Origin of the sequence: Enterococcus florum, assembly GCF_004309355.1 — a bacterium.
GTDB classification, from domain to species: Bacteria; Bacillota; Bacilli; order Lactobacillales; family Enterococcaceae; genus Enterococcus_A; species Enterococcus_A florum.
Window position 1 is genome coordinate 53,748 of sequence record NZ_BJCC01000004.1, and the last position, 10,977, is coordinate 64,724.

Annotated in this window: 11 protein-coding genes; 7 read left to right on the forward strand and 4 right to left on the reverse strand. The window is 38.8% G+C overall.

Annotated features, from left to right (window positions below; genetic code table 11):
- Positions 1-105 precede the first annotated feature (105 nt).
- Positions 106-843: an AAA family ATPase gene (locus tag NRIC_RS02290; protein WP_146621084.1), complete on the forward strand. Its 738-nt coding sequence runs from the start codon at positions 106-108 to the stop codon at positions 841-843.
- Between the two features lie 204 nt (positions 844-1,047).
- Entirely contained in the window at positions 1,048-1,479 is a 432-nt protein-coding gene (locus tag NRIC_RS02295) for a hypothetical protein (protein ID WP_146621085.1), read from the forward strand.
- 50 nt (positions 1,480-1,529) lie between these two features.
- Here NRIC_RS02295 and NRIC_RS02300 read toward each other — a convergent pair whose 3' ends face one another.
- A complete protein-coding gene (locus tag NRIC_RS02300) occupies positions 1,530-2,414 on the reverse strand; it encodes a LysR family transcriptional regulator (protein ID WP_227873712.1) in 885 nt (294 codons plus the stop codon).
- 102 nt (positions 2,415-2,516) lie between these two features.
- Here NRIC_RS02300 and NRIC_RS02305 point away from each other — a divergent pair, with 102 nt between their 5' ends.
- From NRIC_RS02305 to NRIC_RS02320, 4 genes are all read left to right on the forward strand, one after another.
- Positions 2,517-3,053 (forward strand): prolyl-tRNA synthetase associated domain-containing protein, encoded by a 537-nt coding sequence (locus NRIC_RS02305; RefSeq protein ID WP_146621086.1) that lies wholly within the window; start codon positions 2,517-2,519, stop codon positions 3,051-3,053.
- Between the two features lie 549 nt (positions 3,054-3,602).
- Positions 3,603-4,097 carry a GNAT family N-acetyltransferase gene (locus NRIC_RS02310; RefSeq protein WP_146621087.1) on the forward strand — a complete coding sequence of 165 codons (495 nt, stop codon included), beginning with the start codon at positions 3,603-3,605 and terminating at the stop codon, positions 4,095-4,097.
- A 107-nt stretch (positions 4,098-4,204) separates the two neighbouring features.
- Complete coding sequence (locus tag NRIC_RS02315; protein ID WP_146621088.1) at positions 4,205-4,417, forward strand: hypothetical protein; 213 nt, start codon at positions 4,205-4,207, stop codon at positions 4,415-4,417.
- Positions 4,418-4,420: 3 nt separating this feature from the next.
- On the forward strand, positions 4,421-4,672 hold the full coding sequence (locus NRIC_RS02320; protein WP_146621089.1) for a GNAT family N-acetyltransferase: 252 nt from the start codon (positions 4,421-4,423) through the stop codon (positions 4,670-4,672).
- Between the two features lie 501 nt (positions 4,673-5,173).
- Here NRIC_RS02320 and xerS read toward each other — a convergent pair.
- Positions 5,174-6,271: a tyrosine recombinase XerS gene (gene xerS / locus NRIC_RS02325; protein WP_146621090.1), complete on the reverse strand. Its 1,098-nt coding sequence runs from the start codon at positions 6,269-6,271 to the stop codon at positions 5,174-5,176.
- Between the two features lie 772 nt (positions 6,272-7,043).
- Between xerS and NRIC_RS02330 the strand changes: the two genes are divergently transcribed.
- Complete coding sequence (locus NRIC_RS02330; RefSeq protein WP_146621091.1) at positions 7,044-8,609, forward strand: AcpB/EbpR/MafR family transcriptional regulator; 1,566 nt, start codon at positions 7,044-7,046, stop codon at positions 8,607-8,609.
- Positions 8,610-8,656: 47 nt separating this feature from the next.
- Here the strand turns inward: NRIC_RS02330 and NRIC_RS02335 are convergent, their stop codons facing one another.
- Together NRIC_RS02335 and NRIC_RS02340 are read right to left on the reverse strand one after the other, a co-directional pair.
- Positions 8,657-9,523 carry a sortase domain-containing protein gene (locus tag NRIC_RS02335; protein WP_227873713.1) on the reverse strand — a complete coding sequence of 289 codons (867 nt, stop codon included), beginning with the start codon at positions 9,521-9,523 and terminating at the stop codon, positions 8,657-8,659.
- A 468-nt stretch (positions 9,524-9,991) separates the two neighbouring features.
- A complete protein-coding gene (locus tag NRIC_RS02340; RefSeq protein WP_146621093.1) occupies positions 9,992-10,834 on the reverse strand; it encodes a sortase domain-containing protein in 843 nt (280 codons plus the stop codon).
- Positions 10,835-10,977: the final 143 nt, after the last annotated feature.

Below are 10,977 nucleotides of genomic sequence, written 5' to 3' on the forward strand. Positions count from 1 at the left end.
AAAGCTAGATGAACCAATCCAGCCTTTGGGGGTCGGTCATTTCATATCATTCTAAATTTGCGGTATACTGATTCTACTAGAGTCAAAAGGAGATGGATCGGCAACATGTTTGTATTCGGATTAATTCTCGAGGATTCGTTGCCTCGCAAAGGGTACCCATTTGAAGTTCCCGCCATTCAAGAATTGATAAAAAACGAGGGTCGACTAGCTTTCGATACACCCGTAACGTTTCTTTCGGGAGATAATGGAACTGGCAAGTCAACGATCTTAGAGGCGATTGCTGTTGCTTATGGAATCAACCCGGAAGGTGGAACACAAAATTTTAATTTTTCAACAGTGAACAGTCACTCAGACCTTCATAAGTATGTTCGATTAATCAAAAAGGGCACTATCCCCAAAACAAAATTCTTTTTGCGTTCTGAGACCTATTACAATGTTGCCTCCGAATTAGAAGAGATAGCGGCAGATTTTCCAGAAGAGACTTACGCTTCTTATGGCGGCCGGTCGCTTCACACACGTTCTCACGGTGAGGGATTGTTTTCGATCATCGTTCATCGCTTTGGCAGTCAGGGATTCTATTTGTTAGATGAGCCGGAGGCAGGATTGGCGACGAACCGACAATTCTCTTTGCTGCAGGAAATCCATAGACTCGTTAAAAATGGGTCACAGTTGATTATTGCGACCCATTCACCGATTTTGATGGCCTATCCGAATGCGAAAATCTACCAATTTTCACAAGAACGAATGCAAGAAGTTGCTTTAGAAGAGACAATCGCTTACCGAGAAACTAAACTTTTCTACGATGATCCTCAACGAATTCTACACTATTTATTATTAGAATAAGACAGAGCATTTGCAGAAAAGTGGAATGATAAAGTATGGCGGCCTCCGTTTGTGAAAGAATGATCTATTAATTGACATTCAGCTAAAGGATACGTATAATTCGTATATAGCTATTCGTGAATATTTTCACTAAATTTAAGTAAGGTTTAAAGTGATCTGTCACTTTTAATAGATCAATTAGAATAAAAAGGAGGAGGGAGAAAAATGGAAACGATCATGCTTGCAGCGGAAGAGATTTTTTTAGACACAACGGATCATGATCCGTGTATGACAGCAGACTGTCGAAAATTAATGGCGTATTCTAATCAAAGAAACTTGAAAACTGCTATCGTTGCCTTTAACGATTCAACTGTCTTCGATACCGATCAAGAAGAGATCCCTGTTTTTAAACTTAATGATGAAAAAGAACTGGAAGAGTTATTACGCCAACCTACCTTTGATCGGTCAACCAAATATTTCTTGGATCATTCACGGAAAAGATTGAAAAAAGCAGCGGAATACGGCTTTACCCCTGTTTTGATAGACCAAAATATCCATATCGAAAAGCCTGATTTTGAATGTCTGGCCTTTCATTCACTGTCCGACTTTCATCTTGCATTGATTCAAGAAAAATTTGAAAATCATCTTCGTGTTTAGAAGCGAAACAGCGGTTGGTTTCAATCTGAAATCAGCCGCTGTTCATTTTATTAAAGTGATTTGCATAGCTCAATAAAAGTTTTACTAGCCAAAGAAAGCATCCGCTTATCCTTATAGGCCAATCCAATTGTTCGAACAGCAGGTACATCTAGTTTTCTAATTGATATCTTATAGGAGATACGTTGTAGTATCAAACGCGGGAGAATGCTGACGCCTAGATTTTTTTCGACCATAGCCATGATAGCATAATCGTCCCAGGTGGTGGCCTGAATGTTCAACGAGACATTCAGGTGTGTCAATAATTTTGTGACATCAGAATTTCCTTCTTTTTCTAATAGAATAAAAGGAAGCTTTTCTAAATCGTGAAAAGAAATTTCTTTTTGCTTAGTCAAGGGATGTTCCCTAGGCAATGTAACCATCAGTTCATCTTCTTCGATAAACTGAACTTCTAACTCCGGCAGCGTTGGCAAACGTAAGAAACCAAAATCAACTCGTCCATTCATGATCCAAGTTTCAATCTCATCATAGTCACCCAAAAGCAGCTCAAACGTAATTTTGGGATGCTTCTTTTTGAACTCACTTAAAAGATCGGGTAGCCGATGAGTAGCCATACTTGAAAATGTACCAATTCGAATCACGCCCGTTTGAATACCGCTTAATTCTTCTAAACGTCTTTGAACCGCTTCGTATTGCTGACAAAGCTGTTTCGCCAATGGGTAAATATTTAAGCCGTCAGAAGTTAAACGAAGACCGGCACGGTTGCGTTCTAACAAGATGATCCCCCACTCATTTTCCAAATCATTGATCATGCGACTAATGGCGGATTGTGAATAGCTCATCACCTTTGCTGCTTTTGTAAAACTGCCCAATTCAACTACTTTGACAAAGGAGATGTATTTTTGGATATTCATATCCAATTGAATCACTCTTTCCATCTGTTTTCATCATGTATAATATGATTATAATTCTTTTTTGTAATGAATAACCTTATGATATGCTAGTTTTGCAATGAATGCAATTAGAAAGTTGGAGAAAACATGATTACGGTGAGTGAGATCTATACCAGAAAACCTGAAAGAATAGAAACTTCCTTGCAGGAAAAAACATATCAAGCCCTGGAAAAGTTAAAAGTTCGATTTGAACGAGTATCAACAGATGAGGTAATTACAATGGAAGATTGCCAGCAAGTCAACGCTCGCTTGAAGATGAACATGGTAAAAACCTTGTTCTTATGCAATCGCCAGCAAACAAAGTTCTATCTTTTTGTAACAAGAGGAGATAAACCCTTTCGGTCAAAAGAGTTCAGTCAGTCATTGGGTATCGCCCGTGTGTCATTTGCCTCTAAAGAAGCAATGGCTAAAATGTTGGAGACCAAAATTGGTGCAGCGACTGTCTTCAGTGCGCTAATTGATGTTGAGAACAACATAGAGATCGTTTTCGATCAAGAGGTAGTTGATGATGAATGGTATGGCTGCAGTGATGGCACTACCACAGGATATTTAAAAATTGCAACGAAAGATATTATTGAGAAACTACTGCCTTATTCGAAGCATGAGTTGAAAATAATAGAGTAGACTTGGACAGTTCATAAAGATATTTTTTGACAGAAAAAATGAGACTTCCCATGAAGTAAGAAAAAGGAGAACAGTAACGTTTTCCTTTTTTAGTTACAACGAGTTTAACACACCAAAGGGTTCATTATTTTCGATTGCGAACGCTGGTTACACAATTCTGTTCAAAATCGAGATCGTTTAAGTGAATGCTGGTAACAGATTAATAGCCAATATCAGTGGTCGATCGTTAAGTCTCGTTCGCAATTACGACGAACAACTGATAGAAAAAGAACATTTCATGATTAGCAGTACTTCTGACAATGTGAGATGCTTTTTTTTGAGCTTGATAAATGCATGGAAATCCATTCAAAATGATGGGCCGTTTCAGACTATCCAAGTACTTGAACTGTATCATGACCAGCAACTAGTACGAGATTGTTTACTAGATATTGCTGGATGAGGACTATCGCAGGCAGGGATTGGAATTGTTAAACATGTGTCCGTATTACGTATGAAAACAATAGTAAGCAACTGATTATCATTGCTGAAAACGGGTAAGGAGGATGAGATATGGCAGATTTAGATTTGAGGCCGTTGGAGGAGAAGGATGTGCCTCTAGTGGAAACATGGTTGCATAAGAATCATGTGAAAAGATGGTACGAAATACCTCATATGGGCATCACCATCGACGACTGGATGACTGAAATCAGTGAGCGTAATGAGGAATTCAGCTGGCTGACCTACCTGATTGCGACTTGGCAAGGACAGCCGATTGGGATGTGCCAATATTATCGGTGCTCGGACAGCGACGAAGAAGACTTTGGAACATTACCTCTGGCAGGTTCCTATGGCATTGACTATCTCATAGGGGAGGAAACCTATTTGGCCAAAGGATTTGGCAAGAAAGTCATCGACCAGCTGGTGATCAGAATTATGCAACTCCCAGATGCACAGAGAGTAACTGCAGACATAGGCCCCAACAACTTTGCGTCACGAAATGCGCTGTTATCTTGCGGGTTTACGCTGTTGGATGCAGAGCGTGGCCGTTATGTATTTGCAAAGTAAATCTAATCCAGTGAAGAAGTTTCGAACAACTGGTGAGTTGAAATGGCTGACGCTGGGTTAAGTCGCTGGCTAATTTTAGAATGATAGATTCGGAGGATGATTGATTTATGACAATACAGTTTGTATCAGTTAGTCAGGAAAATTATCTGGAGTGCATCGACCTGAGTGTCGATGATACTCAAAATCGCTATATTGCACCTAATGTATTTTCATTAGTACAAGCCGCCTACGATCCAGAAATGTATCCTCTTGCTATTTCCAACAATGAAACAAGGGTCGGCTTTATTCTCTTTCATCTCGACGAAGAACTTAGTGGGTGATCGATGAGCCGTTTTATGCTCGATAAAAAGTATCAAGAACGAGGACTTGGAAGACAGGCGCTCCATGCGTTCCTAAACTACTTTTTCCTTTCATATGATGTTTTGAGCCTTTATACCGGTGCGGAGATCGATAACGTGGTTGCCTTAAGACTTTATGAAAGTATGGGTTTTCAGCGTCAGGAAACTATTCAATATGATGCGGGTAGAGAGCATCATGTAGAAATACGTTTACTCTATAATCGGGAAACAGGCTAATGTAGGTGATATCAAATGTTGTTGAGAAAGAAGAAAGGCAACAAGCTGCCCATCAAAACGTGTTTGGCAGCAGGTTGTACGACTGCACCAAAATAGCTGAAAAGAAGAGGAGACATTCAAATAAGGAAAAGACATATGCAAACTATGTTGCAGTAAGGAAATGAAATCGGGAAAATCGATGAGAGTTGCGAGTTTGCAATCACGATCTCCTCGCAGTGGTCTTGGTGGTTCTGAGCTCAACCTTGCCCCTTTTGTAGCGTTATTTCTGCGGCTTCTCTCGGTGGTGTCCATCCTCATCCATATTCTGGAACTGGGAAAAAAGAACAATGAACATTATTTGAACTGATCAGGCTTGTAGAAAGGCTGAAATTTATATAACAGTAGAGAAAGTGAATGGTGTGATTGGTAATGCTTTGTGGCATCAATTGTATAAGATTTACTGACGTATAATATAAAAAAACCTAAATCAAAAAGTGATTTAAGGTTTTTTACTTTTCATTTTTACAACGAATTTAACGCATCAGTCGTTTCATCATTTTCGATATGTGTGTATAAAGTCGTTGTCGTCGTAGAGCTATGGCCCAACTGTTGTGCGGTCAGTACTAAATTATTGGTTTGACGGTATAAGCGAGTTGCTAAGGTATGACGCAGTTTATGGGGTGTCACACGAATCTTGAACTGCGAAGAATATTTTTCAACCATTTTTTCGATTGCGGAGCCCGTGATTCGTTTGGCTTTGCCTTTACTGATAGAAAGGAAGAAGGCATGTTCATAGTTGTCCGGTTGGTAGCGACTTTCTCTGATTGCAGCGTAATTAGCCAAGTATTCCATCGCAAAAGCCGCGATCCGAACTGAATCTGTTTTGTTGCCTTTGCGAACGACAGTCACACGATTTTGTTCAAAGTTGATATCGTTTAAGTTAATACTGACAACTTCCGACAAGCGTAGTCCCGAAGCCAACATCAGCGCATTGATCGCCAAGTCTCGCTCGCAATCACGACGGTAATATTTCATCGCTTGAGCGGATAAAGCTTCTGGGTAGGTATCACGAATGAATTCCAGGTAATTTTCCGTTTCATCACCTAAGAATAATTTTTCCTCCAATAGATCTGCTCGGGACTGTAAGGTTTGCCGATCAGAAACATTCGCGATTTCCCGCATGATGTTGTGGGAAAGATAGGGGTTGTTTTGACTATTGTTAGAGCTTTCTGCCAAATACTTGAAAAGTACTTTCAAAGCGGTAATGTTTCGCTGAATCGTTACTTTTGACAGAGTAGCACTCGATTGTTTTTTTGATCCGTCTTGATTAATTCGCTTCGTGTTCTGTTTTTTTCTTCTTAATAGATAAGATTTGTATTGTGTAGCGGTTCGAAGCTGCAGCGCATCCAAAGAAGCGATGGAAAGTTCTTTAATAGACTTTTCTGGAACTTGCTTTTGTTCGATCAACCATTGAAAGAATTGATGGTAATTTCTTAGATACTCGAGAATCGTATTAGGGGAGTATTCGTCAGCAATTTTTATCTCAACAAATTCTTGAATAAAGAAGGGCATTTGTTCAAGAAGCTGATCGATTTTTTCATTGGCTTTTTCTTTAAGCATAAACACACCTTCCTGTATAGACCTATTTTTGAAAAGAGGAGTTGGTTAACTCTATCATTAGTATAATTGGATTAGACCAATTTGTCAATAGAGATGTAATTTTATTTTAGAAAAACTTGATTTTTAAAATAAAACGGGAGAGTGATAGCGTTATTTTATTTTCTAAAAAAACTTATCTTTTGTGAAAGTTGCACGTAAATATTTTATGTAAACAAATAAAGAATCTGAATTTGTTGAAATTAATAGATTTAAATGAATGAACCAGATACATCAAGTTGAAACAAAAAAGTTTAATTGAGAGCAATGTTCATCCGAAATTTTATAAAACAGAAAAAATAAGTTCAGTGCCATAACCAGAAACGATTAATGGTTTAGCGTGATTGTTTAATGATTGACTGTAAATAAAAAGGAAGATGGTTCGAAAAAGCAAACGGTGTGTAAAAATCTACTAGCAAGGATCCATTTGTGTACAATGATGTTAGAATGGCTCATTTACCAATGTTTACACTATTTTGACTTTATCTGAATAATTCTTATGTTCATCTTTCCGAAAAACGTACATTTTTTAGAAAGATGATTCAATCAGCATAGGCCTTCATATTTTCCATCTGGCTTTATCACCTTATTTCTCAAATAAATCAGAGTTGCGGAGCAATTGCGTCCAACGGATTCAAAAAAATATTTTCCTTTGCAACTAGCATATTTTAGTGGTTTTTGCTCAAAATTTCTGTAAAATAAAAGTAACAACAGTTTTTCTGGAAAGGAAATTCTTATGAGAACATTGTTAAGTACTTCTATTTATCGGAAGATCATGCTGATCGAGTTTCTGGATAGATTTGCGAGCTGGTGTCCAACGAAAGATGTGACGACCTACATCGATTGTTCGCCCAAAACCCTGTTGACAGATATTGATTATATCAATGAATTTTGGGGCGAGTATATCTTTGTAGAGTATTCCAAATTTCAAGGGGTTCGTTTGAATAATCTAGCCTCTAATAAATTGGCTAATGTCTATGCATTGATTTTTCAAGAATGTGATGAATTCCAGTTTATTGAAAAGCTGCTTTATCGACCAAATGAAGATGCCGATTTTTGGATCAATGAGCTATTTATGAGCGAAGCCTCCTTCTATCGCATGGCAAACAATATTGAGGGCTTTTTAGAAAACCGTGGACTTACTCTGGAAAGAAACCCCTTTCGTATCACTGCGAAGGAAGAACGCTGGGTTCGCTTTTTTTACACAGAATATTTCAAAGAGGCCTATGGAGTCAATGACTGGCCCTTTGAATACACCAATCAGCAAGAGACCTATTGTTTCATTATGCGTACCTCTACCGATTTTGATGTTTCTTTAGATGACCGTGAGATTCAGCTGTGTTCTTTTTTATTGATGGTCAGCTTCATTCGAATGGGACAAGGCTTTTTCATTTCTGAAGAAGAATACGATAAGCCAGACGATGTGATCGATCAGGTGATTCAGTACAGTGAACCGCTGGCAAAACGCTTGCTGGCCCACTCCCCTTACTCTCTGCGGGAACGCTGGTATAAAGGCATTGGACGTACCGTTTATTACGAGTTTTATGCCTGGGACAATCACCAACAGGAGATTCGCATACACGACAAAATTGAAACCTTCTTAACCAAACTCTCGCAAGCAGTCGACTTCCCATTGCTTGAAGAGGACAAAAGTAAAATTATCCAACAAATGAAATCCTGGTATCTGCAGTATAACCTTTACCCTTATAATCAAACATTGCTATTTGACAATCAAAAGCGAATGGCAAGAGAAATTTTGAACGTTTATCCAACTTTTTCTGCGATCGTTTCTATGTATCTTGAAGATATCGAGCGAAAAAAACCGGAACTTTGGACCAGCATTCGGATGCACGATATCCTTGTGCTGCTGGTCAAGGAATGGACCAATTTACCGATTCAATTGGAACAGCTGCGAAAAAAGGTTTCGATCATGATTGTCAGCAATTTAGGCAAAAAGCACGCAGAAATGCTCAAGGATTTTCTTTATTCTCAGTATGGCGACAAAGTCATTTTAGAAGTATACCCTTCTCCAACCCTATTTTCTGATGAGGATGATTTTGCTATCTTAGACGATTACGATATCGTGATCAGCAACAATCCGATTGAGAAATACCACGGAGAGCATTGCCTAATCGTAAATAATTTTTTCTCCGCCTCAGATCGGGAAAGCATTTACGAGCTGATTGTGTCCATCCAAAAAGAAGCTTCAGAGAAGCGGATTCATCAATTGGGAATCGCCTATTTTCAAAATGCCAAAAACATTTATTCCTTTCTGCATGAGGATATCGCAATTGATGCGTAGTAAAATTAACCCTAAGGCTGTGACAGCGATGTCACAGCCTTTTTTCGTTATTTGCTGGCAAAAACAACCAAGTTTGTGGAGTCATTGATACACGTTTGCAAGGTGATCCTCTCACCCCCACCGCTGCCGATCATTTGATCCCAATAGTCAACGCCATTGCTGCCATAGGCGTTGTCATCGACGGTGACACAATATTGTACTGTGTAGGAGGTTACTTGTCCGGCCCCATCGGAAACCTGAATCGCGGATCCTGCCCCCACAGAAAACAATGCAGAAAATGCTCCAGGATTATGTCCAATGAAGTGGGTATTCATCCCATCATTTCCAGATTGCACAGCAGCACCTCCCCAGGTTGCACCGATTCCAGAGTTGCTGTCGATCACAGACTGTCCGGAACCTTGACCGGCATTTGAATAAGGAATGTAAGAGCCTCCGATATTTAGCATCATGGCTTGCATAACCGGGGGTCCTGCTGGAGGGTTTGGTGCAGGCGAAGGGTTACTGGTTGTTTCTTCAATGACGGGAGTTTGATTGGATTCATGCTGTACAGGAGCTGGTGCGGGTGCTGGATTTTGCTGTTCTTCAACTACAGAGGGTTCTGTTTCAATCGTGGGTGTTTGTTCTGTTGTGCTGTCTGGAGTAGTTTCAAGGGTCGGGGAAATCTTTGACTCTATACTTTCTTCTGTCTGAACAAAGTCAGGTTCTTTTGATTCTTTGCTTGATGTAGAAATTGATTCGACAGATGTGCTTGTCTCCTCCTTTTTCTTTGCAGTTGATTTTGATGTCGCTGTACTTGCATCTTCTGTCTTTTCAATAGGATTTTCTTCATAAGAAAACGGATAAATAACAGAACTTTCACTGGTGACCAAAGTGACAAAGCTAATTAACAACAATAATACTCTTGGGAACAACATATGGATCATCCTCCTAATTTTGATTTTTGATACGCATTTCTGTTTTTTATATTAGGTTGGATGTTGGGAATTATGAAATCCTTTATTTTTAAAATAACTATTATATATGATGTTAAATTATTTTACTTGCTTATGTTAAGGACATATTGAATCATTCAAAATAACTAAAAAAACATTTTTATTTATTAAATATTTTTTAAGTTGATTCTCCAATTCAACAAATTGTTATTTTATAAATTCTTCGAACTTTGTCAAAAAATATATTTATCTCTAACCCTTCTCTTATCTTATCGTCATTCTATTGTGAAAAAATTATCATAATAGTATAAAAAAACACTAAAATAATAGAATTGTCAGAATAATTAGACAAAGCAATGGCTCTAGATGAGAATTTTCCTCATCTAAAATTCGATTAAACAGCAAAACCCTCAATCATGCTCTAGGAGCACAATTGAGGGTTTTTGATGACTATTTACTAGCAAATACCACTCGGTTTGTCACATCATTGATACACGTTTGCAAGGTGATTCGTTCTCCTCCACCGCTTCCGATCATTTGATCCCAATAATCAACACCATTCGTACCCACGGCGTAATCATCCACATCGACAGTAAACTGTACAATGTATGAAGTCACTTGACCAGCAGCATCAGATACTTCAATGACAGAGCCTGGCCCTACAGAAAACAGGGCACTGAATACTCCAGGGTTATGCCCGATAATATGTGTGTTTAATCCATCGTTTCCGGATTGAACAGGTGCACCTCCCCAAGTAGCTGCTACACCATGATTGCCATCGATTATCGCTTGGCCAGAGCCTTGACCGGCATTTGAATAAGAGATGATCGATCCAGCAATATTTAACTGCATAGGCCCCATACCATTGCCTCTGCTCTCATTTTCAGGAGTGGATATATACTGACTGGTTGGTTCCTGTGTTACTGCTGGCTGTGTTGCAACAACCTCTTGTTGAGGTGCTTCCTGAACTGGTTCTGGAGGAGTTTCTTGAATCGGTTCTTCTGCAACTGGATCTTCAGTAACAACAGGTTGAACTGCTTCCTCGGTACTAACATTTTCCTCGATGTTTTCTTTACTTGCTTCAGAAATTTCTTGACTGGCAGATGATTTTGATGTTTCCTTTTTTTCTTCCTTTTTAGATGATTGTGGAGCTTTTTTCGTATCACTCGTTTCAGTTTGTTCCATTTTTTGTGAATCAGAGTCAGCAAAAGAAGATGGTAACATAACTAAACTTCCGAAGAGAGTTAGCGAAGCAACTGTTACAATCAAAGTTATCATTTTTGAGCTCGACATTTATTTTCGCCTCCTGAAATATATCCATAAGTGTCCTTCTTGTACTTTAATGGTAGAACACAAATGGGAATTCAAGAGTTTGTAGATTTTAAGATAACTAAATATAAATATAAAAAGCTTATATATCGCCCGTTTAACAAGGT

What these genes read in the sequence shown, in the direction of transcription:
- NRIC_RS02335 (WP_227873713.1), bottom strand. Translation starts at nt 9,523, where the DNA reads ATGTTGTTCCCAAGAGTATTATTGTTGTTAATTAGCTTTGTCACTTTG.
- NRIC_RS02290 (WP_146621084.1), top strand. Translation starts at nt 106, where the DNA reads ATGTTTGTATTCGGATTAATTCTCGAGGATTCGTTGCCTCGCAAAGGG.
- NRIC_RS02295 (WP_146621085.1), top strand. Translation starts at nt 1,048, where the DNA reads ATGGAAACGATCATGCTTGCAGCGGAAGAGATTTTTTTAGACACAACG.
- NRIC_RS02340 (WP_146621093.1), bottom strand. Translation starts at nt 10,834, where the DNA reads ATGTCGAGCTCAAAAATGATAACTTTGATTGTAACAGTTGCTTCGCTA.
- NRIC_RS02300 (WP_227873712.1), bottom strand. Translation starts at nt 2,414, where the DNA reads ATGGAAAGAGTGATTCAATTGGATATGAATATCCAAAAATACATCTCC.
- xerS (WP_146621090.1), bottom strand. Translation starts at nt 6,271, where the DNA reads ATGCTTAAAGAAAAAGCCAATGAAAAAATCGATCAGCTTCTTGAACAA.
- NRIC_RS02315 (WP_146621088.1), top strand. Translation starts at nt 4,205, where the DNA reads ATGACAATACAGTTTGTATCAGTTAGTCAGGAAAATTATCTGGAGTGC.
- NRIC_RS02320 (WP_146621089.1), top strand. Translation starts at nt 4,421, where the DNA reads ATGAGCCGTTTTATGCTCGATAAAAAGTATCAAGAACGAGGACTTGGA.
- NRIC_RS02330 (WP_146621091.1), top strand. Translation starts at nt 7,044, where the DNA reads ATGAGAACATTGTTAAGTACTTCTATTTATCGGAAGATCATGCTGATC.
- NRIC_RS02305 (WP_146621086.1), top strand. Translation starts at nt 2,517, where the DNA reads ATGATTACGGTGAGTGAGATCTATACCAGAAAACCTGAAAGAATAGAA.
- NRIC_RS02310 (WP_146621087.1), top strand. Translation starts at nt 3,603, where the DNA reads ATGGCAGATTTAGATTTGAGGCCGTTGGAGGAGAAGGATGTGCCTCTA.